The organism is Arthrobacter monumenti (assembly GCF_054511255.1).
The window spans coordinates 155,757-182,351 of sequence record NZ_JBTNCY010000003.1 but is presented as its reverse complement, the minus strand read 5'-3'; the positions used below and the strand labels follow the sequence as shown (position 1 = coordinate 182,351).

The 26,595-nt window shown below is 60.5% G+C and carries 25 protein-coding genes and 2 tRNA genes; 10 read left to right on the top strand and 17 right to left on the bottom strand.

Annotated features, from left to right (window positions below; all coding sequences use genetic code 11):
• Positions 1-2: 2 nt before the first annotated feature.
• The 6 genes from ACX80B_RS05610 to pknB all read left to right on the top strand — a co-directional run bounded on the left by ACX80B_RS05610 (position 3) and on the right by pknB (position 8,810).
• A complete protein-coding gene (locus tag ACX80B_RS05610; RefSeq protein ID WP_459294304.1) occupies positions 3-485 on the top strand; it encodes an FHA domain-containing protein FhaB/FipA in 483 nt (160 codons plus the stop codon).
• Positions 482-2,089: a PP2C family protein-serine/threonine phosphatase gene (locus tag ACX80B_RS05605; protein WP_459293935.1), complete on the top strand. Its 1,608-nt coding sequence runs from the start codon at positions 482-484 to the stop codon at positions 2,087-2,089. Before ACX80B_RS05610 ends, ACX80B_RS05605 begins: the two co-directional genes overlap by 4 nt.
• Positions 2,086-3,519, top strand: a complete 1,434-nt coding sequence (locus ACX80B_RS05600; protein ID WP_459293933.1) for an FtsW/RodA/SpoVE family cell cycle protein — start codon at positions 2,086-2,088, stop codon at positions 3,517-3,519. The genes ACX80B_RS05605 and ACX80B_RS05600 overlap by 4 nt, the downstream gene beginning before the upstream one ends.
• Positions 3,516-4,958, top strand: coding sequence for a peptidoglycan D,D-transpeptidase FtsI family protein (locus tag ACX80B_RS05595; protein ID WP_459293931.1), 1,443 nt, complete (start codon positions 3,516-3,518; stop codon positions 4,956-4,958). Before ACX80B_RS05600 ends, ACX80B_RS05595 begins: the two co-directional genes overlap by 4 nt.
• Positions 4,955-6,730 carry a protein kinase domain-containing protein gene (locus tag ACX80B_RS05590; protein ID WP_459293929.1) on the top strand — a complete coding sequence of 592 codons (1,776 nt, stop codon included), beginning with the start codon at positions 4,955-4,957 and terminating at the stop codon, positions 6,728-6,730. Before ACX80B_RS05595 ends, ACX80B_RS05590 begins: the two co-directional genes overlap by 4 nt.
• 67 nt (positions 6,731-6,797) lie before the next feature.
• Entirely contained in the window at positions 6,798-8,810 is a 2,013-nt protein-coding gene (gene pknB / locus ACX80B_RS05585) for a Stk1 family PASTA domain-containing Ser/Thr kinase (protein ID WP_459293927.1), read from the top strand.
• Between the two features lie 15 nt (positions 8,811-8,825).
• On the opposite strand, the gene ACX80B_RS05580 is transcribed toward pknB, so the two are convergent.
• The 3 genes from ACX80B_RS05580 to ACX80B_RS05570 are packed head-to-tail and all read right to left on the bottom strand — an operon-like array spanning position 8,826 to position 10,464.
• Positions 8,826-9,464: an anthranilate synthase component II gene (locus tag ACX80B_RS05580; RefSeq protein WP_459293923.1), complete on the bottom strand. Its 639-nt coding sequence runs from the start codon at positions 9,462-9,464 to the stop codon at positions 8,826-8,828.
• Positions 9,461-9,631 carry a hypothetical protein gene (locus tag ACX80B_RS05575; RefSeq protein ID WP_459293921.1) on the bottom strand — a complete coding sequence of 57 codons (171 nt, stop codon included), beginning with the start codon at positions 9,629-9,631 and terminating at the stop codon, positions 9,461-9,463. Before ACX80B_RS05575 ends, ACX80B_RS05580 begins: the two co-directional genes overlap by 4 nt.
• An 11-nt stretch (positions 9,632-9,642) precedes the next feature.
• Positions 9,643-10,464 carry a class E sortase gene (locus tag ACX80B_RS05570; RefSeq protein WP_459293919.1) on the bottom strand — a complete coding sequence of 274 codons (822 nt, stop codon included), beginning with the start codon at positions 10,462-10,464 and terminating at the stop codon, positions 9,643-9,645.
• A gap of 235 nt (positions 10,465-10,699) precedes the next feature.
• Between ACX80B_RS05570 and ACX80B_RS05565 the strand changes: the two genes are divergently transcribed.
• Together ACX80B_RS05565 and ACX80B_RS05560 are read left to right on the top strand one after the other, a co-directional pair.
• Positions 10,700-10,954: a cell division protein CrgA gene (locus tag ACX80B_RS05565; RefSeq protein WP_026535923.1), complete on the top strand. Its 255-nt coding sequence runs from the start codon at positions 10,700-10,702 to the stop codon at positions 10,952-10,954.
• A 7-nt stretch (positions 10,955-10,961) separates the two neighbouring features.
• Positions 10,962-11,471 (top strand): DinB family protein, encoded by a 510-nt coding sequence (locus ACX80B_RS05560; RefSeq protein ID WP_459293916.1) that lies wholly within the window; start codon positions 10,962-10,964, stop codon positions 11,469-11,471.
• 28 nt (positions 11,472-11,499) lie between these two features.
• Here the strand turns inward: ACX80B_RS05560 and ACX80B_RS05555 are convergent, their stop codons facing one another.
• Positions 11,500-11,883 carry a VOC family protein gene (locus tag ACX80B_RS05555; protein ID WP_459293914.1) on the bottom strand — a complete coding sequence of 128 codons (384 nt, stop codon included), beginning with the start codon at positions 11,881-11,883 and terminating at the stop codon, positions 11,500-11,502.
• Positions 11,884-11,978: 95 nt separating this feature from the next.
• On the opposite strand from ACX80B_RS05555, the gene ACX80B_RS05550 reads away from it, so the two are divergent.
• Positions 11,979-12,557, top strand: a complete 579-nt coding sequence (locus ACX80B_RS05550; protein WP_459293912.1) for a TetR/AcrR family transcriptional regulator — start codon at positions 11,979-11,981, stop codon at positions 12,555-12,557.
• Positions 12,558-12,787: 230 nt separating this feature from the next.
• Here the strand turns inward: ACX80B_RS05550 and ACX80B_RS05545 are convergent, their stop codons facing one another.
• Together ACX80B_RS05545 and ACX80B_RS05540 are read right to left on the bottom strand one after the other, a co-directional pair.
• On the bottom strand, positions 12,788-13,399 hold the full coding sequence (locus ACX80B_RS05545) for a rhomboid family intramembrane serine protease (RefSeq protein WP_459293909.1): 612 nt from the start codon (positions 13,397-13,399) through the stop codon (positions 12,788-12,790).
• Positions 13,400-13,700: 301 nt separating this feature from the next.
• Positions 13,701-14,243, bottom strand: coding sequence for a peptidylprolyl isomerase (locus ACX80B_RS05540; protein ID WP_459293907.1), 543 nt, complete (start codon positions 14,241-14,243; stop codon positions 13,701-13,703).
• Between the two features lie 153 nt (positions 14,244-14,396).
• Here ACX80B_RS05540 and ACX80B_RS05535 point away from each other — a divergent pair, with 153 nt between their 5' ends.
• Positions 14,397-15,326, top strand: a complete 930-nt coding sequence (locus ACX80B_RS05535; protein ID WP_459293905.1) for a hypothetical protein — start codon at positions 14,397-14,399, stop codon at positions 15,324-15,326.
• A 58-nt stretch (positions 15,327-15,384) separates the two neighbouring features.
• Here ACX80B_RS05535 and ACX80B_RS05530 read toward each other — a convergent pair whose 3' ends face one another.
• From ACX80B_RS05530 to dnaN, 11 genes are all read right to left on the bottom strand, one after another.
• Complete coding sequence (locus ACX80B_RS05530; RefSeq protein WP_459293903.1) at positions 15,385-16,281, bottom strand: DMT family transporter; 897 nt, start codon at positions 16,279-16,281, stop codon at positions 15,385-15,387.
• 65 nt (positions 16,282-16,346) lie between these two features.
• A tRNA-Ala gene (locus tag ACX80B_RS05525) sits at positions 16,347-16,419 on the bottom strand.
• 68 nt (positions 16,420-16,487) lie between these two features.
• Complete coding sequence (locus ACX80B_RS05520) at positions 16,488-16,604, bottom strand: DLW-39 family protein (RefSeq protein WP_216699280.1); 117 nt, start codon at positions 16,602-16,604, stop codon at positions 16,488-16,490.
• 37 nt (positions 16,605-16,641) lie between these two features.
• Positions 16,642-16,715: transfer RNA gene (locus ACX80B_RS05515), tRNA-Ile, on the bottom strand.
• A gap of 56 nt (positions 16,716-16,771) precedes the next feature.
• Complete coding sequence (locus ACX80B_RS05510) at positions 16,772-17,353, bottom strand: DUF3566 domain-containing protein (RefSeq protein WP_459293900.1); 582 nt, start codon at positions 17,351-17,353, stop codon at positions 16,772-16,774.
• The gene (gene gyrA, locus ACX80B_RS05505; protein WP_459293898.1) at positions 17,350-20,052 is read right to left on the bottom strand and encodes a DNA gyrase subunit A; all 2,703 of its coding nucleotides are present in this window, start codon (positions 20,050-20,052) and stop codon (positions 17,350-17,352) included. Before gyrA ends, ACX80B_RS05510 begins: the two co-directional genes overlap by 4 nt.
• 135 nt (positions 20,053-20,187) lie before the next feature.
• Positions 20,188-22,167 carry a DNA topoisomerase (ATP-hydrolyzing) subunit B gene (gyrB, locus tag ACX80B_RS05500; protein ID WP_459294302.1) on the bottom strand — a complete coding sequence of 660 codons (1,980 nt, stop codon included), beginning with the start codon at positions 22,165-22,167 and terminating at the stop codon, positions 20,188-20,190.
• Positions 22,168-22,532: 365 nt separating this feature from the next.
• On the bottom strand, positions 22,533-23,111 hold the full coding sequence (locus ACX80B_RS05495) for a DUF721 domain-containing protein (protein ID WP_459293896.1): 579 nt from the start codon (positions 23,109-23,111) through the stop codon (positions 22,533-22,535).
• On the bottom strand, positions 23,101-24,288 hold the full coding sequence (recF, locus tag ACX80B_RS05490; protein WP_459293894.1) for a DNA replication/repair protein RecF: 1,188 nt from the start codon (positions 24,286-24,288) through the stop codon (positions 23,101-23,103). Before recF ends, ACX80B_RS05495 begins: the two co-directional genes overlap by 11 nt.
• Before the next feature lie 85 nt (positions 24,289-24,373).
• Positions 24,374-25,261, bottom strand: coding sequence for a phosphogluconate dehydrogenase (NAD(+)-dependent, decarboxylating) (gnd, locus tag ACX80B_RS05485; RefSeq protein ID WP_459293892.1), 888 nt, complete (start codon positions 25,259-25,261; stop codon positions 24,374-24,376).
• Positions 25,262-25,318: 57 nt separating this feature from the next.
• Positions 25,319-26,440: a DNA polymerase III subunit beta gene (gene dnaN / locus ACX80B_RS05480; RefSeq protein WP_459293890.1), complete on the bottom strand. Its 1,122-nt coding sequence runs from the start codon at positions 26,438-26,440 to the stop codon at positions 25,319-25,321.
• Between the last annotated feature and the right edge of the window lie 155 nt (positions 26,441-26,595).

Sequence of the window (26,595 nt, the reverse complement as noted above, 5' to 3'; positions counted from 1 at the left end):
AGATCAGCGAACTGACCATTACGGCTCTGCGTTTCGGTTTCCTATTGTTGTTGTGGGTCCTTATCTTCAGCATTGTCAGCGCCCTCCGCCGGGATCTGGCCGTGGGACGCAGGACCCGAACCGGCGCACCTACTGCACGGCAGGTCCGGAAGAATCCGGAAATGGCCGAGCACCCGCCTCCACCGGCCAAGCGCCCGCTGCGCGAACTCGTCGTCGCCGAGGGACCGCTCCGGGGCACAACCCTTGACCTTGCCTCCAGTCCCATACTTCTTGGCCGCGCCCAGGAATGCACTCTGGTGCTCGACGACGACTACGCGTCCGGCAGGCATGCACGCCTTTTCCCGCAGGGGAGCCGATGGTTTATCGAAGACCTCGGCTCAACCAACGGGACCTACCTCGCCGACTCGCAGCTGACGCGCGCATTACCGGTTGAACCCGGGGTACCCATTCGGATCGGTAAGACGGTCATCGAATTGAGGCAATGACCGTGGTCAAGATCCTGCGCTACGCGGCGCGATCGGACGTGGGGAAGGTCAGGTCAAAGAACGACGACTCCGCCTACGCCGGCAGGTATCTGGCGGTCGTGGCGGACGGCATGGGCGGTCACGCCGGGGGCAACATAGCCTCGGCTTCAACCGTGCTCGAGCTGATCCATTTGGACGATGACGTCTATCACGGAGACGCCGGAACGGCGCTGGCGGACGAGATCCAGACCGCCAACTCCCTGCTCTCAGACCTTGTCCGCACGAGCCCGCAACTGGCAGGCATGGGTACGACCGTTACCGCCGTACTGCTCTCGGAAGACAAACTGCATTTCGCGCACATCGGTGACTCAAGGGCCTACCGGCTCAAGAATGACACCTTCGAGCAGATCAGTATTGACCACACTTTTGTCCAACGTCTAATCGACGAGGGCAGGTTGCGGCCGGAGGATGCCGAAACCCATCCGCACAAAAACGTGCTGATGCGCGTGCTGGGCGACGTGGACGCCAGTCCCGAGCTGGACCTGATGGCGTTCGACGCCGACATCGGCGAACGCTGGATGCTCTGCTCGGATGGGCTGAACGCGGTGGTCGACGAGCGCACCATCGAACAGATAGTGCGTGGCTATCCGGACTTGCAGGAATGCGTTGACCGGCTCGTGGAGCTGACCCTTGATGGTGGCTCCCCGGACAATGTCACTATTGTGGTCGCCGAAGTTGCGGAAGGAACATCGGACAATATTGCGACGACGGCCCTCGCCGTCGTCGAATCCGATTCCACTGAAGGTGGAGAAAGCGGTGCAACGGCCAGGGCCACGTCTACTGACCGCGACCCGAAGGATGAGTCAACGCCGTACGGCGAAGATACCCCGGACAACACAGACCACCTGAACGCGGAGGTGCTGCGCGAGGAACTGGCCAGCCGACCGCACGTTCTCGTCGGTTCGGCCGCTACCGTTGCCAGTACCGGAGAGATTCCAACCATCGCGCAGCGCACCGCACAGCGCCGCGCTGCCACACTGCTGACCCACAAGTCGCCGGAAACCGTTGAAGAGTTCGAAGAAGAAGAGAGCGTTCCGCGGTCCCGGAGAGGACTCTTCGCCGTTATTGCCGCGATTCTCGTCATCATCATCGCAGGAGGGCTCTGGGCCGGCTACGCCTGGACGCAGACGCGCTACTATGTTGCAGAATACGAGGGCAATGTGGCTGTTTACCGGGGCATATCCCAAGACCTCGGACCTATTTCACTGTCCACTCTGCGAACTAAAACCTTTGTGGAGGTGGAATCGCTGCCGGAGTATGCCCAGCAGCGCCTCGAGCGGACATTGCCGGCTGAGGACCTGAATCACGCATTCCAGATAGTCCGCGACATTCAGTTCCCCGGCCCCGAACCCCGGCAACCGGACTGTCCGCCCCTGCCGCCGTCGCCATCAACGACGGGAACAGCGACGCCTGACCCCACAGACAGTCCATCCGAATCCGCCTCACCTGAGCCGGACAGTACATCTACAGCAAGCCCTGACAGCACCGGGAGTCCGGACAGCCGTGAAGGCCCTGAAGCAGCCGATCCCTCCGGTGTGCCTGCTGAATGCGGAGACTTATCATGAGCCAAGTTGCAACCGTGCCGAAGCCACGGCGGAATGTCGAGGCAGTGTTACTGCTGCTCGCCCTGATAGTGGGCATTGGCGCGAATATGCTGGTCGATCTCGACTCCGGCCGTGCCTTCACACAGGAATTCTTCGTTCAGGCCGGAACTTTGGCCGGCATCGTCTTTGCCTTCCATATCGTGTTGCGGATCAAAGCCAAATATGCCGATCCAATAATACTTCCGATTGTCACCGCCCTGAATGGCATTGGCATCGCCATGATTCATCGGCTGGACCTGTCAACCGGCAGCTCCGCTGCCGCCAGCCAACTGCTCTGGACTGCCGTCGCCATAGTCGTCGCCATAGTCGTGCTGCTGGTGCTCAAGGATCACCGGACACTGCGGCGGTTTACTTACATTTCGCTCGTGGTCAGCGCGGTGCTCCTGGTACTTCCCCTGGTTCCCGGACTCGGTGCCCAAATCAACGGAGCGCAGATCTGGGTTCTGGTAGGCGGATATTCGTTCCAGCCCGGTGAAATAGCCAAGATCACTCTTGCTATATTCTTTGCCGGGTATCTATCTGCAAACCGCGATTTGATCCTGCTTGCGGGCAAAAAATTCGGTCCGCTGCAGTTTCCACGGCTGACGGATATGGGACCCATGCTCGCCGCCTGGGGTGTCAGCATCGGCGTGCTCATCTTCCAGCGCGATCTGGGCTCGTCCATCCTGTACTTCGGATTGTTCATGGCGATGATCTACGTGGCCACCAGCCGGGTCAGCTGGGTGATCATCGGATTCGCGCTGATCGCGGCGGGTGGATATGTCGCGGCTCAACTGTTCCCGCACGTTACACTCCGGATCGACAGTTGGATCAACGCTTTCGACCCGGAGGTCTACAACCGGGCTCCGGGCGGCAGTGGCCAGATTGTCCAAGGTCTATTCGGCCTTGCCAGCGGGGGCCTTACCGGCACCGGATGGGGCCAGGGGCGGCCTGACCTTGTCTCCTTCGCGAACAGCGACATGATCATCGCTGCACTGGGCGAGGAACTGGGCCTGATTGGCCTCTCCGCCATCATCTTGCTCTACGTACTCCTGGTCACTCGTGGTTTCCGTGCAGCCCTCGGCACCCGGGACGGATTCGGCAAGCTGCTCGCCTGCGGACTCTCGTTCGTCATCGCACTGCAGTGTTTCGTGGTCATCGGCGGTGTGACGCGGCTGATCCCACTGACCGGCCTGACCACCCCATTCATGTCGGCCGGTGGTTCCTCCCTGCTGGCGAACTGGATCATTATTGCCCTGCTTCTGCTGATCTCGGATGCGGCAAGGCGGCCCGTAGCGACAGGACCCATGCCGAACGAGGATCTCACGGCTGACACCCAGCCACCGTCGAGCATGACCGGGTCCAGCGGGAAATCAGATGGAACAGCAACCGAGGCGGTGCGGAAACTATGAATCAAGCTATTCGAAACTCCTGGGTTATCGCACTGACCATGTTCGCCTTGGTCCTGGGCTCAGTGACATACGTCCAGTTCTTTGTGGCGGACGAACTGCAGGCAAACGACTGGAACAACCGGCAGCTGTACCAGCAGTTCGGCAGCGACCGGGGCGCCATACTGGTCGATGGGCAGCAAATTGCTCATTCCGTTCCCTCTGACGACCAGTTCAATTACCAACGTGTCTACGAACCCGGAGAGATGTATGCGCATCTGACTGGCTACTTCTCCCTCGTCTACGGGGCGACGGCGCTGGAGGACGTGATGGGTGAGGAGCTCTCGGGCGATGCCAGCGAGTTGTTCATCGATAAGGCCATGTCCCTGCTGTCCGGCAATCAGCCCAAGGGTTATTCAGTGGAGTTGACGATTGACCCCGAGATCCAGCGGTTGGCCTACGAAGCGCTCGGCAATCAGACCGGGTCGATCGTGGTCATGGACCCTGAAACCGGTGACATCATCGCCATGGTTTCCAAGCCGTCCTATGATCCGAATCTGCTGGCCGGACACAGTTCCAGCCAGGTGGTGGAGAACTATCAGCAGATCACGTCGGCGCCGAACAACCCCTTGTTCAACCGCGCCATTGAGGGTGACCTCTATGCCCCTGGATCGGTGTTCAAAATCATTGACACTGTCGCCGCGCTGGAATCCGACGAATATTCTCCGGACAGTACGCTTCCGAATCCTGCCGCAATGGAGTTCCCCGGTCTGGACTACACCCTGCCCAACTTTGCCACTGGCGGTTGTTCCGCCCAGACGGAGGCGAGCTTCGCTTTCGCCCTGGCGCAGTCCTGCAACACGCCATTTGCCAGTATTGCCCTGGAACTCGGCGGTGAAACCATCCAGCAGGAGGCTCAGGAGTTCGGTTTCGGACAGGAACTGAGCATTCCGCTGCGCGTCACCCCGAGCATCTTCCCGGATGGATTGGACGACGCTGCCCTCGCCCAGTCCTCTATTGGCCAGCGCGATGTGCGGGTGACACCGCTGCAGGTGGCGATGATGTCGGCCGCCATAGCCAATGACGGCGTAATTATGAAGCCCCAACTGGTGGAGACGGTCCGCAGCCCGGACCTGCAACCGGTCAGTTCCCCCGAGCCGGAAGTCTTTTCCACCCCGACCAGTCCCGAAATCGCGAACCAGATTACTGACTGGATGGTGGGCGTGGTTGACGAAGGCATCGGTTCGGCGGCCGCTATCCCAGGCGTTGAAGTCGCCGGTAAGACCGGAACAGCGGAACTCGGCACGCCTGGACAGAACAACTCCTGGTTCACCGGCTTCGCCCCCGCTGATGACCCGCAGGCAGTGGTATCGATCGTCGTCTCGGATGTCGATATTGAAACGGGCGCACAATTTACGGGTCCAAACGCTAAGCGACTTCTTGAGGCGGTGTTGAACAGGTGAGGCCAAGTTCTGGAATCACACTCGGCGGCAGATTCCAGCTGACCGATCGTATTGCGATTGGAGGCATGGGCGAAGTCTGGAAGGCACAGGATCAGGTTCTGGGCCGGCTGGTGGCCATTAAGATCCTCAAGGAGGAATACACCGGCGACGACGGGTTCCTGGAGCGTTTCCGCGCCGAGGCACGGCACACCGCATTGCTGAGCCATCCCGGCATCGCGAACGTCTTCGATTACGGCGAAGAGGCAGGATCCGCCTACCTCGTGATGGAACTTGTCCCTGGCGTTCCACTCTCGACCATCATCGAGCGTGAACGGGTCCTCTCACCGGACCGGACGCTGTCCATAATTGGGCAAACTGCCCGCGGACTGGCAGCTGCGCATGCGCAGGGCCTCGTGCATCGGGACATCAAGCCGGGAAACCTCTTGATTACTCCGGACGGCCGCGTGAAAATCACCGATTTCGGTATCGCCCGCCTCGCCGATCAGGTTCCGCTGACCGCCACCGGTCAGGTGATGGGAACTGCCCAGTACCTGGCGCCGGAGCAGGCGACGGGGCAGGTTGCCACTGGCTCCAGTGACATATATTCCCTTGGGGTAATTGGTTACGAATGCGTCGCTGGATCGCGGCCATTCTCCGGTGAGTCACAGATCGCCATTGCCCTGGCCCAGGTCAATGATGAGCCGCCGCCGCTGTCCGAGCATCTGCCGGAACCCGTCCGCGCGCTGTTGATGTCCATGCTTGCGAAATCCCCGGAGGAACGGCCGAAGGACGCAAAATCGCTCGGTGATGCCGTTGATGCCATCCGCAGGGGCGATATCCGCGGCGCCGAAGCTGCCGTACCGGCCATGCTGCTGTTTGGCGCCGGTGCCGGAGGTGCAGTCACTGCCCCGGTTGATGAGCAGCCGACGGCGGCGACGCAGGCTGTCACCGCCCCCGCGACGTCGGCCATGCCGGCCGTTGGCCGCGACGATGATGCGGTCGAAGCCGAACGTGCCTGGGTCGAGGACGAAGAGGTGGTGGAGGAAGAACCGGAGCGCCGTGGCCGCAGTCCGTGGACTTGGCCGCTCCTTGCGTTGCTGCTGCTGATCCTCTTTGCCGTTATCGGCTGGCTGATCCTCACTCCGCTGCTCGCGGACGATGAGGGCCCGCCGCCCACGAGTGAGACCACGACGTCTGAGTCCGCGACGCCAACCGAATCTGAAACCGAACCGGAAACCAGCGAAAGCGCGGAACCGACCCCGCCGGCACCGGCACCCGAACCGGAGACTCCGGCGGAGCCCGAGGAACCCGAAACGGTAAACATCGTCGAGGCCGAATATCAGGGGAGACCTTTCGATCAGGTCGCCGCTGAGCTCGCAAATCTCGGATTCGTTGTTGCGGAAGACCCGGTGCCCAGTTCCGAGGCGGCTGGCACAGTGCTTGGCGTCCGTCCGGTCGGTCCGCTCACGCCGGGCGAGACCATTACCGTGCAGTATTCCACCGGACCGGAACAGGCGACCGTACCGGGTGGATTGATCGGTGCGGATGCACAAACCGCGTCAGCACAGATTGTCGATGCCGGACTGCAGCCTCAACAGAGTGGGTCCCGGTATGATCCTTCGGTCCCCGAGGGGCAGGTCATTGAGGTTTCGCCCGGTGAGGGAACCACAGTTGATCAGGGATCGGTTGTATCTTATGTCGTATCACTCGGGCCCAGCCCGGAACCCGAGGAATCGGCATCGCCTGCGCCCAGTGAATCGACGTCCCAGGGTTTAGGTCCGGGCGTGCCGTAACAGACGCCCCAATTCCGCCCGTCCCATCCACAAGCCCCACACCATAGCCAACACTGACAGGAGAAATTTGAGCCAGCAACGTGTCCTCGATGGACGTTACGAGGTAGGTGAACTGATCGGCCGTGGCGGCATGGCCGACGTTCACCTGGGCCGTGACGTCCGCCTGGGCCGTTCGGTGGCCATCAAGCTCCTCCGCCCCGATTTGGCCCGCGATCCTCAGTTCCAGTCGCGTTTCCGCCGCGAAGCGCAAGCGGTGGCTGGCCTGAACCATCCCAGCATTGTTTCCGTTTTCGACACTGGTGATCAGAGCGTGGTGGACAACGTCGCCGAACCGGTCACGGTTCCTTTTATCGTGATGGAGTATGTCGCCGGCCGGACTTTGCGGGACCTGGTCCGTTCCAAGGAACTCAGTATCGATGAGGCAATCGAACACACCTTGGGCGTGCTCTCGGCCCTGGAATACAGCCATCGGGCCGGTATTGTTCATCGCGACATCAAACCGGCCAATGTGATGGTAACGCCCGACGGCGGCGTAAAAGTGATGGATTTCGGTATCGCCCGGGCGATTGCCGACTCCGCGGCGACCATGACCCAGACCCAGGCGGTCATTGGAACAGCACAGTACCTGTCGCCCGAGCAGGCCAGGGGAGAGACTGTCGACGCACGAAGTGACCTTTATTCCGCGGCCTGCCTACTCTATGAAATGCTGACCTGCCGCCCGCCATTTGTCGGCGACAGCCCAGTCTCAGTCGCCTACCAGCATGTGCGTGAAGTACCGGAGCCTCCCAGCCGGTTCAACCCGGAAATCAGCTCCGCTCTGGATGGAGTGATGCTCCGCGCCCTGCAGAAGAGCAGGCAGGAGCGCTTCCAGGATGCCGCGGCATTCCGCCGGGCGCTGCGTGCGGCGCGGACCGGCGTCGCGCTTACCCCGCCTGCACCCACCGTTCCCGAGCAGGATTCGCAGGCAACTGTGGTTGTCCCCAACGTCGCTGCAGCCGCCGGATCGGCAGGAAGCCACACGGCCGAAACCAGCGTACAGAACGTCGGCGGCAGCACCAGGACGCAGGCAATGCCGCGTCCGCATGACAGCGATCACGGTGGAAAAGGCTACACCGTTGATCCCGGTCCTGGAACCAGGGCGATGGCCAAGGTCCGGACCGATGGCCCTCCACACAACGGGGAAGCATATGACGGTAACCCCGGCGGTCCTGTCGATTTCGACGACGACCGCAACAGGAAGCCGCGGGGCAGGAAGCGCCGCGGCGGCTGGATCGCCGCTTTGGTCGTTGCCCTCCTGCTGGTGCTTGGGGCCGGCGGCTACTTCCTCTACAACACGCTGACAGCCGAACCTCCGCCACCGCCGTTGGTGAAGGTTCCCGCCGTCGAAAATATGACTGAAGCGGAGGCACTCTCTGCCCTGAATGAGCAGGATCTCGACTGGGTGACCGATCGCGTCGAAAATGAGCGGGTCGAGGAAGGCCTTGCCATCGGTACGTCGCCTGAAGCCGGTGCCAGGGTCGAGGTAGGAAGTACCGTGGAGCTCCTGATTTCAACCGGTCCGAGCACCGTCGTTATCCCCGAAAGCCTCAGCGGCCAAAGCGAGGCGACTGTCCGGGACCGGCTTGGACAGCTGGGCCTCGTTGGCGGCACCACGGAGGCGACAAACAGCGCCACGGTACCCGAGGGCGATCTCATCGCGACTGAGCCTGCTCTGGGGTCCTCCGTTCCGGCTGAATCAACAGTCGATCTGGTCATTTCTACGGGAAGTGTCACCATGCCGCAGCTCACGGGCATACCCGTCGAGGATGCCAAGGCCACTTTGGAGGATCCTGCCGTCAATCTCCCGTACAGCGTCGAGGAGGAGGAGAACTCCGTCGTGAAGCCGGGCCTCGTGACCGGGCAGAGTGTTCCCGAAGGAACCGCCGTCGCCCAAGGGACCGAAGTCCTGATCACGGTCGCTGTCGAACCGGAGGAAGAACCGGTCCCGGAAGATAGCCCGTCGTCGGATGCGGAATCGCCGGGTCCCAGCACCAGCCCAAGTCCTGAACCTACGGACTCGGCACCGCCCGAAGACGATTAGTGTCAGGCCAGGGTTTCAGCTGCTGATGAGCGGGCTGAGAGTCGAAGAACGCTCGGCCGCTCCGGTCATGCCCAGAGACTCCAGCCAGTTGCCCAGCATCTGGTAGCCGCCCTCGGTCAAGACGGATTCCGGATGGAACTGCACGCCCCACAGGGGAGCGGTCCGATGGGCGAGCCCCATCACGACGCCGCCGGGTGTCCTGGCGGTAACTTCAAGGACGTCCGGGATACTCTCGCTCACAGCTGCCAGGGAGTGGTACCGCGTGGCCGTCAGCGGGCTCGGCAGACCGGCGAATACGTTTCCATCCCCGTGCTCAATCTGCGAGGTCTTGCCGTGCATCAGCTCGGCCGCGTGCGTCACCACGCCGCCATACGCCTCCGCCAGTGCCTGGTGGCCAAGGCATACGCCGAGCATCGGTTTGCCAACGTCACCGCAGTAGCGGATCAGGTCTACGCAGATGCCTGCATCCGCCGGGGCACCGGGCCCTGGTGAGATCAAGACGCCGTCGCGGCTGGAAGCAAGTTCGATCGCCTCGGCCAGCGTGACGTCGTCGTTCCTCACCACCGTGGTTTCAGCACCAAGCTGCCGGAGATAACCGACCAGTGTGTATACGAAGCTGTCATAATTATCGACAACCAGAATGCGGTTATTCATAACGCGTTTGGGTTCCCAATCGTTGAATCGTTGAGGGGATTGAATTGTCCCAGCCAGGGGAAAACGAACTGCATCAGCACCAGCACCGCCGCCATCAACAGCACGGCGGATAGAACGATCCGCATCCACAGCGGACCCGGAAGGTGGCGGAAAATCCATCCATACATCTAATTATCCCTTACTTTTGTACCGCTGCCACTTGGTCCGCGATGGCGGCGGGCGGACCTGCAGAGAGCGGTCGCCAGGATTCCATCACGGAGTAGGCGATGATGCGTTCCTGTGCTCCGTAACGAGGGTTGCAACTGGTCAAGGTCATTATTCGTTCGGCAGGTTCAGCACCGGGCTGGGTAGGAACCGGCAGCAGGACATCGGCACGGCTCGGGAGGACGATCTGCTTGTTGCGGAATACGTACGTGTAATAGCCATCGGCAGTCTGCACATAAAGTTTATCCCCGGGAACCAACGTGTGGATTGCATCGAGGACCTTTCCATGCGTCTGCCGGTGGCCGGCGAGGGCGAAGTTGCCGACTTCGCCGGGCATCGCAGTCTCGGGATAATGTCCCAGTCCCAGATTGTCCAGAACAGTTGCACCGACGCCGGAGACGATTGGCCGCGTGTAGGTGTCACCAAACCGGGGCACATACATGATGCCGATTGGTTGGCCGGCAGGTACGGACTCCATTACCGGCGGTTCCACTTCTTGCTCCGCCGGCTGCGCCGGATCCGCTGGAGCGGGTGCGGGGGCTCCGCCTCCCGGCTCCGATGGAGGTACCGCAGGTAAGTCGAAGGATTCAGCGAGTGACTCGACGACCTCCTGCTGTTTGGCATTGGCCTCGATGTTCGTCCACCACAATTCCCAGGCAACGAACAGCAGCAGGACGACGCCGGCGGTGATCAATAGTTCTCCACAGACCTGCACGATCGTGCTCAGAATAGGCCGCCGGCGCGGCGGCGCGCTTCGCGTTGAGTGCCGCTGACGGACGGCGGTAGTCTGTGCCACTGCGCCTCCCGGTAGCGTGGACGCTCGGTTTAGGGGCCGCTGGGAAGTTCCGGCGCGAAAAGTCGCTAGAATTGCCTCCAGAACCGCACCGGCCCGCAACGATCGTTTGAGTAACTTCTGCCCCACGGCGCAGAAGCCCTCACAATAGAATACCTTGCGGCGGCGCAACGTTTGAGAGAAGCTGAATGCCATAACGGTCGTTCACCGTTCGCGGTGAACGCGTCAAGGAGGATCCGTGCCCGAGTCGAAGTCCCGCAAGAAGCCGCAGTCGGCCGACCGCCGTCCCCGAGCATCGCGTGAGCCGGGACCGAACCCTGTGTGGTTTAAGCCCGTCATGTTCGGTCTGATGCTTCTCGGACTGGTGTGGATCCTCGTCTTTTACATAACCGAGGCTCTCTGGCCGATCCCGGGCATCGGAGCCTGGAACATCACCATTGGTTTCGGTATCGCCATCGCCGGCTTCCTGATGACTACCCGTTGGCGGTCATAGCCAGAACATGAGAATCGATCCCGATCCCAAGGGTTCTGAGCTCAGGCTGCTCAAACAGTATCTCGACTACCAGCGGGAAACCATGCTCGTTAAAACGAGCGGTCTGACTCAGGAGCAGATGTCACGGGTCCACCCGCCGTCGGAGCTCACGCTCTCCGGCCTGCTCCACCACCTTGCGCTGGTGGAAGAGGACTGGATGGAGGTCCGTTTCTCCGGCCTCCCCGAGCGCGAACCGTGGGCCAGCGCTGACTGGGCCGACGACCCGGACTGGGAATTCCACACCGCTCCAGACTTCCCGCCCGAGCAGCTGCAGAGTCGCTACCGCGAAGCGTGCGAGCGGAGCCGCCGTGTGGTGGACGAAGCAGCGGATCTGGATCAGCGATCAAACAAGTCTCTCCGGGACGGGCAGCACTTCTCACTCCGTTGGGTTCTCCTGCACCTCATCGAGGAGACCGCCCGCCACGCCGGCCACGCGGATTTCCTCCGCGAAGCGATAGACGGCGCAATAGGCGAGTAGCCAACACGGACCGCCGCAGCCGGATCGTTCACTGACTGAATGGCTCGAAGAGCTCGACGAGGTTGCCGGCGGGATCCTGGGCAAGCGCCTGTCTGCCACCGCGACCCGTAATTACGCCGCCCCTGACCGGTGCCCCTGCCTCGCGCAAAGAGGCGACGATGGCCTCCAGATCTGCCACGACTATCTGGATTCGATTCCAGCCGCCTGGTTCCGGCGTGGAACCGTCGGCCAGGTTTTGCCCGGCACCACCTCCGCCACCAGGCGTATTGAGCAGCAGGCGAAGGTTGCCGCAGTGCAGCATCGCGAATCCCGGCCCTGGGTGCAAACCTATCTGGAATCCCAAGTGGGTGCTGTAGAACTCAACCGCCGAATCCACGTCGTCGACGATATAGCGAACACTGACCTCGTCCATGATGGACACCTCCTCAATGTGGGTCCATCTAAATCGTACGATACACTTGTGTTTCATAGCAAGACAGTTGTGTATCATAGTGGAGGAGATGTGGAGTGAGCCCCAGCCGACGGGTCCAAACTGTAGATCCCCGGATCGAACGCTCGCGTCGCGTCATCTGCGAGGCAGCCTTGGAGGAACTCGCGGAAGCAGGTTATGGCGGATTCACCATCGAATCCGTTGCGGCGCGGGCAAACGTTGGCCGCAGCACCGTCTACCGGCACTGGCCAAGCAAGCTCAGCCTCATCACCGATGCATTAGAGGCACTCAACCAGCAGCCGGCCCCCGATCTGAATGCCGATAACCCACGCGAACAGGTCGAGGCTCTCTTGCGTCACCTCACAGACGCCCTGACCCGCACTACGTTCTCAAGCTGCATTCCAGCACTCATCGAGGCAGCCGAGCACGACCGCACCGTGCGCGACTTCCTCTATAGCTACTCAACCCGGCGGAACAGCGCCCTGGTAGACGTCTTGCGGCGCGGCATCGAGACGGGAGACTTTCCTCCAACTCTCGATCCCGAGCTAGCCTCCGCGGCGCTGGCAGGTGCGATCTTCTACCGCCGACTCATGACCAACAGGCCGCTCGGACCCTCCGATGCTTCCGCCCTTGCAGGGTTGATGCTGGACAGCTAAGCAACAACTTCCTTGAGCCGCGATGGAGGCCAAATGGCGGCTCGGTCAGCGCCCCGTAACTTGGGAATCCACAAAGTCCACAAGGAGTGGGGAGAAGTTTTCCACAGCGGTGGATAAAATCTGTGCGGTAATCAGCAAATTTCCCGGCATGGCAGGGATGCGATATATCCACAGCTGTGGAATTACATGTGTGTAAGTTCTCCCCAGTGTGGATATATCCTGTGGATAACTTAGAGCAGCACCCAGATCCGGGCGGCTCCGATAGCGACGAACAAAGCCGCAACACCGGCCAGCCCCGCGGTTTGCACCAGAGTTCTTTTCTTTCCGCGGGGTGCATAGGCAAGGACGGCCGCGGCCAGACCACCGGCCACCAGTCCTCCCAAATGCGCTTGCCAGGCGATACCGCTCACCACAAAGCCCAGGACCGCATTGATAGCGATCAGGATGACCAGTTGGCGCACATCTCCGCCACGCTGGCGCTGGATTACGAAGAGGGCGCCGAACAGGCCGAAGACAGCTCCAGAGGCGCCGATGACGAGCGTATTGAGGGGCGATAGCAACAGGACACCGACCGAACCGCCGAAGGCGGATATAAGGTACAGCGCAAGGAAACGGGACCGGCCGAGCAATGGCTCAAGGGAGTTGCCGATCAACCAGAGGATATACATATTGAAGGCGATATGCAGAAAGAAGCCTTGCGAATGCAGGAACGCAGAGGTCAGCATCGTCCAAGGGTCCGTCAACGTGTACAGCGGCGAATAGCCGAAACTGCGGGTCAGTCCCGGGAGGATGAACTGCAGCAGGAAGACGGCCACACACAAGCCGATGAGAGTGTACGTCACCAGCGGCTTGCCTGGCCGGACCGCTCCGCCGTAAGTGGTCTTCGTTTTAGGGACAGACTTTGACGTCTCCCGAATGCAGTCGACGCACTGAACCCCGACGGACGCCGTCCGCTGACATTCTGGACACGCGGGCCTGCCGCACCGCTGGCACCGGACATAGGAAATGCGGTCCGGGTGACGGGGGCAGACCGGAACGTCTTGGGACGGCTGTCCGGCCGGGGTTCCGTAACTCACAGGCATTTGCTCCTCTGCAGGCCGCCATAGGCCGTTCTGCTCAGGGAACGGCGGTGGAAACGAATGCTTAGAGCTGCTCGACGTCGATGGTCTTGATGAAGGCGTCCTCGCGGGGCTTGTCGCGGCCATCGGTATCGACATTGTTCAGGTTGTCGACGACGGCGCGGGACTCGTCGTCGGCCACCTCGCCGAAGATCGAGTGCTTGCCTTGCAGCCACGTGGTGGGGGCCGTGGTGATGAAGAACTGTGACCCGTTGGTGCCTCGGCCCATCTGGATGCCGGCGTTGGCCATGGCCAGCTTGTAAGGCTCGGTGAAGTCCAGGTCGGGGTTGATCTCATCGTCAAACTTGTACCCGGGTCCGCCGACTCCCTGCCCAAGCGGATCCCCGCCCTGAATCATGAAGTCTTTAATGATGCGGTGGAAAACAACACCGTCGTACAGCGGCGCGTTGGTCTCCTCGCCGGTGGCCGGGTGCGTCCATGTGCGGGCACCGGTGGCCAGGTCCACGAAGTTCTTCACAGTCTTAGGCGCATGGTTGCCAAAGAGGTTCACCACAATGTCGCCGTGGTTGGTGTGGATGGTCGCTTTTGCGGTAGGGATAGCAGTCATAGCTCCATTCTTCCATGCCGGTTCGCAGCATTCTCCGGATTCCGCTCGTTTAGCGGACAGTGAAACTGTGCAGTGCTTTTTCAAACGAATAGCGTGGCATTGTCATAGCACGTAGGCTTACCTCAAGGTTGAGACCATCCTCGGGAGGTAACTGTGAAAAAAACTGAGCACAAAACCCGCGATTTCCAAGAAGGCTTCTACACCGGCGTAGCTACTGCCCGGCAGTGGGCTGCACCGAGAATCGAGGGCGGAAAGAAGTGGGCGATGCCCAAGCTCGAAAAAGGCTATGAGACCGCGTCACCGAAGATCCAGGAGGGAGTCCGCCGGGCTGCCGGCGGGGTCGCCGGGGGCGTCGCAACGGTGACTCCAAAGATCCAGCATGGGCTCGATCGCATGGGCCCGAAGATTTCCCATGCAGTGGACGAGGTAACACCCAGGATCCAGTCGCAGCTTGACCGGGCTGCTCCGGCAATCAACCACGCGCGCGACCGCATGGTGGATGACTACATCCCCCAGGTTTCGAACCGTTTGGGCGTGGCCGCCGGAACCCTGGCCACCCGACTGGACAAGGTGGAGACACCGGAACGCTTCAATGCCGTTGTTACGCGCGTGACGGGCGATAAGAAGGCTCTGGGCAATGCCAAAAAGGCAGCCGTCAAGGCTGCCAGGCAAGCCTCCAAGGACCTGCAGATGAAGCGGAAGTCCAACAACAAGGGCTGGCTCGTTTTCGGTATTATTGCCGCCGCCGTTGTTGCAGGTGTTGCCGCCTGGCGTGCTTCCAAGCCTGTGGAAGATCCCTGGAAGACACCGGCACCAACGAGCCCGGCATTCCGCGACTCCGGCACAGGCGCACCCGCCACTGCTGAAATGGAGTCTCAGGAGCTGGCCGCAGAGGCCAAGGCTGCCGCAAAGGACGTATCCGCAGAGGCCAAGGCGGAAGCCAAAGAAATCTCCGCTGAGGCGAAGCAGGCTGCTAAAGAAGTCTCTGAAGAGGCTAAGGCACAGGCGAAGGAAGTCGAGGCTGAGAGCCGCTCCGCCGCACAGGACAGCAATTCCAGCACCGGCAGCAAGCATACGAAGTAGCTGCCAATAAAGGCTGAGGATTAGCGAGTGCCCCCGGTTGTCCGGGGGCACTCGCTTTTTAACGGGCCGTTCTCCGGGTCCTTGCAACCGGCTTTGCAGGGTCAGGCGGTTGTTGTCCGGTCACCACAACGGCAAGCCCGGCAAGAATGAGGGCGAGCCCCAGATAAGTCCCTGTTGGCGGTGTCTGCCCGAGGAACATCCCGGCAAGCAGGGCAGCGCCTGGGACTTCGAGAAGGATAATCAACGAGACCACCATCGGACTCATGACCGCCAGCAAGTGATTGAAGACGGTGTGCCCAACGAGCTGGGCCACAATGGTGACGCCGACGATTCCAGCCCATGCCCAGACGCTGAACCCCCACAGTGGCTGCCCTGTGGCCAGACAAAGCAGGAGCAACACCAGCGCCGATCCTCCATAGCACAACGCCGCATACGTCGTCGTCGACATTGTCCGGCGCAGCTTAGCCCCTGCCATCACATACAGGGCAGCAAAAATTCCACCGGCGACGGCGAGTAGGTCTCCCACCAGCGCCTCGGTGGAGAGGCTGAAATCGAATCCGGTAATGACAAAAACGCCGGCGATCGCCACGAAGAGTCCGGCAGTAATCCGCCGTGACGTCCGTCCGCCGCCCAGTCTGGTGAGGATGGCAACCCAGGCCACCTGCATGCATACCAGTGCCGTCGCGGAGGCGACAGAGGTAAGTTTGAGGGAGGTGATCCAGCAGGCGAAATGACCGGCCAGGGCCAGCGCCGAGAACGCCGTCCAGCCATAATCCTTGAGCGTCAGCGCCTTGAAATTGGTCCGTTGGGCGGCACCGACATATATACCCAGGGTGGCGGAGCCGAGCGCATTGCGCCAAAAGGCAATGCTCAGGGCAGGAGCCGCCGTCGCGGCCATAATCGGTCCCGACATGGAGACGCCCAAAACGCCGGCCAGGGCCAGGATGTAGTTCACTCATCCAACCCTAGGGCAGAGACGGAAAAACCCGGCCAGCTGATGCTGACCGGGTTTCCTTCCGGTGGAGGCACGGGGACTCGAACCCCGAACCCCCTGCTTGCAAAGCAGGTGCGCTACCAATTGCGCCATGCCCCCTCAAAGGAACCAGTTCAGTCTACCTCAACCCATACGGGCCGAAGAACCAAAACACCGGTTCCGGAGCGTTAGTCGACTTTATCTGTCGATTCACTCCATACGGATTTCTCCGCTTCAGAATCCTGCCACTTCTTATACGCCAGTACTCCAGCAATGGCAGTTGCAACAGCGAGCAACTTCTTCATGATGGTTCTCCTGACCGTAAATCCGTGGCAGTTTCCGTGGGCGTACCAGGACTTGAACCTGGGACCTCTTCGTTATCAGCGAAGCGCTCTAACCGTCTGAGCTATACGCCCGGATGCCGTATCGGGCCGAGATACGACACTACCTTACTGAACCTGTCCGGCTCAAATTAGTCGTCTGTAAGGGTGACGCCAATACCTCCAACAAGGGTTGCGGAGATGTTGTAGAGGATAGCTGAAAGCATCGCGAGGGCGGTCAGCAGCACCACATTCACCACGGCAATAATCGTTGCGAATGATGCCACTTGTCCCAGCGACGCGAATGTCCTCAGGTCGAAGGCCGGTCCCGTCTCGGATCCCATGATCTGGTCCAGTAGACCGTTAACCCGGTCGAAGATCCCGGTGAGGTCTAGAACCGTCCACAACACGATCGACGCCACCACGGTGACAATGCCGAGCGCAACCGACAGCAGAAAGGCCATTTTCAGCACCGACCATGGGTCCACCTTGCTGATCAGGAGCCTGGCACGGCGCACCTTGGCCTTGGGCGCCGGCCGGACAAGCCCGGACTTTGATGCTCCCGTGCGTTGTGCTGATGGCCGCGGCGACGCCGCCGAACTGTAGCGGTTGGACGACGCGCCACCTGGACCTTGTGAAGGACGCGCAGGGGCTCCGGACCGGGGAGCACTGTACGGTTGCGGCCGGTTTGCCTGGCTGGAACCGCCCCGCTGGTTGGAGTTGGTCGTACTCACTCGTTACCTCCGTTTGTGTCAGGCTCGGCCGTTCCCTCAGTTCGGGATTCACCATTTGCCTGCTGATCTGCAGTCAACGGTACTTCATCGGCGGGGGTCGGCGCAGGTCCGGCGCCTTCCTCAACGGCACCTGAATCCTCGCTGACAGGCGGCTCATCGAGATCCTCGGCATCCTCGTCAACGGCTGCCAGGTTCCGTTCACTATTGCGTGCCACTGCGATAATCCGGTCGTTCTTATCCGGTTTGGCGAAGACAACACCCATCGTGTCGCGGCCCTTGGCCGGAACGCCGGTAACGCTGGAACGGACGACTTTACCGCCGTTCATCACCACCAGCACCTCGTCACCCTCCTGCACAATGAGGGCGCCAGCCAGTCCACCACGTTCCTCGACAAGGTTGGCCACCTTAATGCCAAGTCCGCCGCGGCCCTGCAGCCGGTACTGGTCCACGTCCGTGCGCTTGGCATATCCGCCGTCGGTCACCGTGAAGACGAACGAATTCTCGGTGACCACTTCGGCAGCCAGCAGTTCGTCCCGCTCACGGAACTTCATACCGGTCACCCCGGAAGTCGCCCGGCCCATCGGCCGCAGAGCCTCATTCGTAGCGGTAAAACGAAGCGACTGGCCCTTGCGGGAAACCAGCATCATGTCATCCGTTTCCGACACGAGTTGCGCCGAGACCAGCTCGTCGTCCTCACGCAGATTGATGGCAATGACCCCGGCGGAACGGTTGGTGTCATAATCCTCCAGCCTCGTTTTCTTGACGAGTCCGTTCTTGGTCGCCAGGACCAGATATGGGGACTGGTTATAGTCCTTCAGGTCCAGCACCTGCGCGATCTGCTCGTCCGGCTGGAAGGCAAGGAAGTTCGCAACGTGTTGGCCCTTGGCATCCCGTCCCGCTTCGATCAGCTCGTAAGCCTTGGCACGGTAGACCCTGCCCAGGTTGGTGAAAAACAACAGCCAATGGTGAGTGGTCGTGACGAAGAAATGTTCGACGACGTCGTCCCCCCGGAGCTGGGCTCCGCGAATGCCCTTGCCGCCACGGTTCTGCGACCGGTAGTTGTCACTGCGCGTGCGCTTGACGTAGCCACCCCGGGTGATGGTGACGACCATTTCCTCTTCCGGAATGAGGTCTTCCATGCTCATATCGCCGTCGTAGCCGAGCATGATTTCGGTACGCCGGTCATCACCGTGCTTCTCCACCAGTTCGCGCAGCTCGGTGCTGACAATTGTGCGCTGCCGTTCCTGGGATCCAAGAATGTCGTTGTATTCGATGATCCGGCGTTCCAGTTCATCGTGCTGATCCTGGATCTTCTGGCGTTCCAGCGCAGCCAGGCGGCGCAACTGCATGTCCAGAATGGCCTGGGCCTGCTGCTCGTCGATGGACAACAGCTCCATCAACCCATTGCGCGCATCTTCGACAGTCTGGGACCGGCGGATCAAGGCGATAACGTCGTCGAGCGCGTCCAGGGCCTTGAGGTAGCCCCGGAGAATGTGCGCCGCTTCTTCAGCCTTGCGCAGGCGGTAGCGCGTACGCCGGACAATGACATCCAACTGGTGGATAACCCAATGCCGAATGAATGCATCCAGGCTCAGCGTACGGGGTACGTCGTCGACGATGGCCAGCATGTTCGCGCTGAAGTTTTCCTGCAGCTGGGTGTGCTTGTACAGATTGTTCAGAACGACCTTGGCGACGGCGTCGCGCTTGAGCACGACGACGAGCCGCTGACCCGTGCGGCCCGAAGTTTCATCCCGCAGGTCCGCGATGCCCTGCACTTTGCCGTCCTTGACCAGTTCGGCAATCTTGATGGCCAGATTGTCCGGGTTGGTCTGGTACGGCAGTTCGGTGACGACGAGGCAGGTGCGTCCCTGGATTTCCTCCACGTTGACCACTGCACGCATGGTGATCGACCCGCGCCCCGTTCGGTAAGCGTCTTCGATGCCACGGTGTCCCAGGATCTGCGCCCCGGTTGGGAAGTCCGGACCCTTAATGCGGGCAATGAGTGCTTCAAGCAGCTCTTCCCGGCTGGCTTCCGGGTGCTCCAGGTACCACTGCACTCCTTCGGCCACTTCACGGAGGTTGTGCGGCGGAATGTTGGTGGCCATCCCGACGGCGATACCTGAGGAGCCATTTACCAGCAGGTTGGGGAAGCGGGCCGGCAGAATCGTCGGCTCCTGGTTCTTTCCGTCGTAGTTGTCCTTGAAATCGACGGTTTCCTCGTCGATGTCACGGACCATTTCCATGGCGAGCTGCGCCATTTTGGTTTCGGTATAACGCGGAGCGGCCGCGGAGTCGTTACCGGGAGACCCGAAGTTTCCCTGGCCAAGCGCCAACGGATACCGCATGGTCCAGTCCTGAATGAGACGCACGAGGGCGTCATAGATGGCCATGTCACCATGCGGGTGATACTGGCCCATCACTTCCCCGACGACGCGGGCACACTTGTTGAACGAACGGTCCGGGCGGTAGCCGCCGTCGAACATTGCATAGAGCACCCGGCGGTGCACCGGCTTCAAACCGTCGCGGACATCGGGCAGTGCCCGGCCGATGATGACGGCCATGGCGTAGTCCAGGTAGGAACGCTGCATTTCCAGCTGCAGGTCCACCTGCTCCACGCGGTCAGTCATCGTCGCTCCAGCCACCACCTCGCCATCGGCCGGAGTGTTGCCCGAAGGTGTCTCAGGAGTCTCGTCGCTCATACTCTTCCAGTTCCGTTCATCAGTTCATGAGGTTTGATCAGTGGATGGGACACAGCCGCGGTGTCCGGGCGGCTGGATTTTCCCGTCAAGGGGTGTAACTCCACCGCGTCCGGAACGACCGCTCCGGACCGGCTGCTAGATATCGAGGAACCGAACATCCTTGGCATTCTGCTGGATGAAGTTTCGCCGGAGTTCGACGTCTTCGCCCATCAGGACTGAAAAAATCTGGTCAGCGGCGGCCGCGTCATCCATGGTGACCTGCATCAGCGTGCGATGGTCCGGATCCATCGTCGTGTCCCACAGCTCGGTGTAGTCCATCTCACCCAGGCCCTTATACCGCTGGATGCCATTATCCTTGGGGATCCTCCGGCCTGAGGCCAGGCCATCCTGCAATACAGCATCGCGCTCACGGTCGCTGAAGACGTAATCGTGGGGCGCATTCGACCACTTGATCCGGTACAACGGCGGTTGTGCCAGGTACACGTATCCTTGCTCAACCAAGGGCCGCATGTAGCGGAACAACAAGGTCAACAGCAGGGTTGTGATGTGCTGGCCATCGACGTCGGCGTCGGCCATCAGCACAATCTTGTGATACCGCGCCTTTGTGACGTCAAAGTCTTCACCAATGCCGGCGCCGAAGGCAGTAATCATTGCCTGGACTTCCGCGTTGGCCAACGCCCGGTCCAACCGGGCGCGCTCCACGTTGAGGATCTTTCCCCGCAGCGGGAGAATCGCCTGGGTTTCCGGATTGCGTCCGCGGACGGCGGAACCGCCGGCCGAATCGCCCTCTACGATGTAGATTTCGGACTTCGCCGGGTCCTTGGACTGGCAGTCCTTGAGCTTGCCCGGCATGCCACCGGACTCCAACAAACCTTTGCGGCGCGTATTCTCCCTGGCCTTACGGGCCGCCAACCGGGCTTGGGATGCCTGAATGGATTTGCGGATGACGTCCCGGGCCGGACCCGGATTCCTGTCCAACCAGTCACCCAGCAGCTCGTTCACTGCCTTCTGAACAAAGGTTCGAGCCTCCGAGTTTCCGAGTTTCGTCTTCGTCTGGCCCTCGAACTGCGGTTCCCCAAGTTTTACCGAGATAACCGCGGTCAAACCCTCACGGATGTCGTCTCCGGTCAGATTGTCGTCCTTCTCCTTGATGATGTTCTTGTCCCTGGCGTACCGGTTGATCAGGGAGGTCATCGCGGCGCGGAAGCCTTCTTCGTGGGTTCCGCCTTCATGGGTGTTGATGGTGTTGGCGTAAGTATGGACGCTTTCGGAATATGCGGTCGTCCACTGCATCGCCATCTCGAGAGCGATTTCACGTTCTTTGTCCTCTGTCTCAAAGGCGATGACATCCTCATGGATAACATCCACCTTCTTAGAGGAGTTCAGGTAGGTGACGTAATCCAGCAGCCCGTTGTCATAGCGGTAGGAAACGCGCCGGTGCTTGGGAGTCTCGTCTTCTTCCTCGGCAAGCTCATCGCCGTCTTCCTCCATCACCCGCTCGTCGGTCATGGTGATGGTCAAGCCCTTATTCAGGAATGCCATCTGCTGGAAACGGGCCCGCAGGGTTTCAAAATCGTAGTCGGTGGTTTCGAATATGCTCTGATCGGCATAGAAGGTCTGGGACGTCCCTGTCTCCGAGGTTTCCTCGCCCTTGCGCAGTTCACCGACAGGCATTCCGCCATTGGCGAAGGACTGGTTCCAGACATATCCCTGACGGCGTACCTCTGTTTCGACCTGGCTGGATAAGGCGTTAACCACCGAGATTCCGACGCCGTGCAAGCCTCCGGAAACGGCGTATCCGCCACCCCCAAACTTTCCGCCGGCGTGAAGGATCGTCATCACAACTTCGACGGTCGGCCGCTTTTCGGTCTTGTGCATATCCACGGGGATTCCGCGTCCATTGTCGACAACCCGCACGCCGCCATCTGCGAGCAGCGTTATTTCAATGTGGGTGCAATAGCCCGCAAGAGCCTCATCCACAGAGTTATCCACAACCTCATACACCAGATGGTGCAGACCACGGGGCCCGGTTGATCCGATATACATGCCTGGACGCTTGCGAACCGCCTCCAAGCCTTCCAAGACGGTGATGTCGTCGGCGCCGTAGTCCCTCATAACGGCAGTATCAGGTGCAATCTCGTTTTCGGCATGGGCCGGATTGTCATTAACCACAGGCGCTGTCTACTCCTAAAAGAGGGGCTGGAGGGCACAAAGCAACATCCGGGCGCAAAACGGGCCGCACCCGGTGTATCCTCTCTCTATTCTACCTTGTCCCCTGGGCTCAGACCGCACTGAACCGTCCATGCGCGGCCAATAATGCGGCATTTGAGCGATTCCGACACATGTAGCGAAGGTTCCATACGTCCTACGGCCCATACGGAGTCCTACACGGCGTTGTGCCGGGGCGAAAAGTTATCCACAGCTGTGGACATTCCGGTGCATATTCTCACATGGACTCCCAAAAGCGACGACGTTCGACGTTAGCCGTAGGTGTCCCTGGGGCCGCGTCCACTCACCGAACGGTTCCCCTTCCGCCAGCTGGGTGCGGCCGGGCCGATGACATGGATTTTCGTCACGATGCCTTGTCCCAGTTCCGCATCAAATTTTGCCAGCAGATTGGGACTGAGCAGCCGCAATTGTGTGGCCCATGCCGTTGAATCACACCTCACGGCAATCGTTGTGTCGGCAAAACTTTCCGGCTGGCAATGGGCCGAGATATCAGGCCCAACCAATTGATTCCACCGGGCCATGACGGAACCAACTGCCACAGGAGCCGTCCACCCACGTTCCCTGACGAGACGGCCGACGATGTTGCTCAGCCCCTGAGGCTCCCGCCCGAAATCCTCCCGTTGGTGATACCCACGATGCTGCCTCCGCTGGGCGGGTCCTGATGTGCGGCCGGGAGCGGTACGGCGATCTCCCCTCAACAGCGCGGCTTCGCGCATCCGGTTTAGTGCAGAACTGGCGGCGTCGATGTCCTGGCGGGATTCAAACTGCTGACCGTTTTTGTCATCGCGGCCGTCCCCGTCCGGTGGAGTTCCCTTGTTGCTAGTCGCCATCGCTCAACCCGCCAGCCACGACTTTAATCCGGCGGCCATCCAGCGCGGCGGGGATATCCTCCGCCACGGCAGCCGTGACCAAGACCTGTTCGGTGGTGGCAACGATTTCAGCCAGCCTCGCACGACGCTGGACATCCAGCTCCGCGAAGACATCATCAAGGACCAGGATCGGAGCCGCGCCGGCGGCGTCATCGTCGGCTAGGAAAACATAATACGAGGCCAACCGCAGCGACAACGCGACGGACCAGGTCTCACCATGGGACGCATATCCCTTCGCCGGCGCCTCACCGAGCATAAGTTCGATCTCGTCCCGGTGTGGTCCGACAAGTGAGACTCCCCGTTCCAGCTCCTTACGGCGCTGGACCTCAAATGCGGCTAAGTACATTTCCGCCAGCTGGTCCACGCTGAGTGGATACAGGTCCTGGGCCGTTTCGGAGATCTCTTCCTCTGCGGCTCCGTCATCGGCCAGGGCGGTCTGGATGGTCGATTTATACTTGGCGCCCGCCAGTTTGGAACCATCGGTGAGGTCGTTGTAGGCACGAGCGATATGGGGTTGGAGTTGATCGACCAGATCCAAACGGGCCCGTAACAACTGCGCACCAGCCACAGCCATATGCTGGTTCCAGACATCCAAGGTTGCCTGATGCCCTTCGGTGAATTTGCCGCTGGCCCGGGCGGATTTGAGCAGGGCGTTCCTCTGCTTGAGTACCCGTTCGTAGTCGCTTCTGGTGGCGGCATGGCGGGGGCGCAGCGCAACAAGCAGGTCATCCAGGAATCTGCGCCGGTTCGACGGGTCACCCTTGACCAGGGCCAAATCTTCCGGTGCGAAGAGGACGGTGCGGAAAATGCCCAGCGCATCCCTGGCCCGAACAGGGTTGGCCCGGTTGATTCTGGCGCGGTTGGATTTTGCAGCGTTAATTTCCATTTCGACGGCGGTTCCCTGGCTGCCCCGGCGAAGTCGAGCTCTTACCATGGCACGTTCGGCGCCAAAACGAATCAGGGGCACATCGGTGCTGACCCTATGCGACGACATTGAAGCAAGATAGCCAATCGCCTCGACGATATTGGTTTTGCCCAGCCCGTTTGGACCAACAAAGACAGTGACACCGGGGCCCAGCTCCACATCCAATTGGCTGTAGCTGCGGAAGTCGGTCAGGGAAAGAAACTCTACGTACACCGGTCGCTATTCCAATTCTTGCAGTCGAACAGTGCTCTATCAGAAGACAGACTTATTGGTGGTCCCGGGGGTGTTGCAGAAAGCACTATTCCCCGGCCGGTCTGACGGCGTGGCCGCCAAACTGGTGGCGCAAGGCGGCCACCGCTTTCATCGCCGGTGCATCCTTCTGCCTGGATGAGAAGCGGGCGAACAGCGCAGCGGTGATGGCAGGTGCAGGGATGGCATGTTCGATAGCCTCTTCCACTGTCCATCTTCCCTCTCCGGAATCTTCAACGTAGCCACCCGTCCCGGACAGATCCGGGTCTTCCTCCAGTGCCTTCACCAACAGGTCCAGCAACCAAGAGCGTACAACTGTTCCCCTCTGCCACGCCCGGAATGTTCCGTGCACATCCTTGATGATGTCTTTTGAGGCCAGGATCTCGTACCCCTCGGCATAGGACTGCATCAGTCCGTACTCAATGCCGTTGTGAACCATCTTGGCGTAGTGCCCGGCCCCGGTGTCGCCGACATGGACGAAACTTTCTTCCCGTGCCCCATCCGGACGCAAGGCGTCAAAAACTGGCATGATCAATTCAATATGGCCGGCATCGCCGCCGGCCATCATGGCGTATCCCTCTTCAAGGCCCCAGATCCCGCCGGAAACACCGACGTCGACGAAGCCGATTTTCTTCTCTGCCAGCAAGGCGCCGTGTTTAGCATCATCGGTGAACTTTGAGTTACCACCGTCAATGATGATGTCGCCTTCAGCCAACTCCGCGGCAACTTCGGTGATCACACTTGTTGTGATGTCACCGGCCGGAACCATGACCCACACAGCGCGGGGAGACGGAAGCGCGGCGACCATTTTCTGGATCGAGTCGACGTCGGAACGCTCGGGATTGCGATCATAGCCAGTGACTTCGAGACCTTTTCGGCGCATCCGTTCGCGCATGTTAAAGCCCATTTTGCCGAGACCGACGAGTCCAATGTGCACCTTGATCACTCTTTCCTGGAGTTGATTCCTTACTTCAGCCGGCGGTGATCCCGGCTACTAGTTAGGCAACCGAACCGGCATCAGGAGGTAGCGGTACTTGTCGTCATCGTCACCATCGATGTCATCCTGGGCGGACACGACGGCAGGCTTGGGCGGGGTGGTGAATGAGAAGCGCACATACTTGCTGTCAAAAGCGTTGAGGCCTTCACTGAGGTAGTGCGGATTGAAGGCGACCGTGATGTCGTCTCCGGTCAGTGCTGCCTCAATCGCTTCTGATGCCTGCGCGTCTTCGCCGGTACCGGCATCGAGGCTCAGCTGACCATCGGTGAATGCGAGTCGGACGGGCGTATTCCGCTCGGCAACGAGAGCCACACGTCGAACCGCTTCAACCAGCGTGGTCGTCTCCACGGTCGCATGAATTGGAGTGTTCTCAGGAAAGAGAGCCCTGATCTTAGGGTAATCGCCGTCGACCAACAGTGATGTCGTACGCCGGCCGCCACTTTCGAAACCAATAAGCTCACTGTTATCCGACAAGGCAATATTGATGTCGCCAGAGCCGCCCAGGGTCTTCGCCACCTCGTTAAGAGTCTTGGCTTTAACCAGAGCCGACGTGGAAATACCGCTGCTCGCCGGGCGCCAGGAAACTTCCCGCATGGCAAGCCTGTACCGGTCGGTCGCGAGCAACGTGATCAGATCATCTTCGATCTCCATCCGCACACCGGTAAGAATCGGCAGCGTGTCATCCCTGCTTGCAGCAATGATGACCTGCGAAACGGCCTGGGCAAAGGCTTCACCGTCCACCGTTCCGCTGATATCGGGAAGCGCCGGAAGTTCAGGATAATCCGCCTCTGGCATGGTAGCCAGGTTGAACCGGCTGTTCCGACACGTCAACGTGACTTTGGAACCGTCCGTTTGAACTTCAACCGGCGCTGAGGGCAAACTGCGGCAAATATCGGCCAGGAGCCGGCCCGAAACCAGGATTTTTCCCTCTTCGGTTATGTCCGCAGGGATTTCCAAACGGGCCGAGATCTCATAGTCGAAACTTGCAAGGCTGAGGGTGCCGGCCGAGGCTTTGAGCAGCAGCCCGGAAAGAACCGGGACAGGCGGACGCGGCGACAGGGATCGGGCTGTCCATGTAACCGCCTCTGCTAGGACATCCCGCTCGACTCTGAACTTCACGCTTACGTGCCACCTTTCACGATGGGTTTCTCAATCCTTTGATTCCATGCCGCGCGTCAACCCTACCGCTCCACAGGAGGGTTGTGACGCCGGTACAGGAATTACACTCTGTGCCAGCTTAGCCCCAGCAGAGGCATTCTTGCATCGACAGTGTT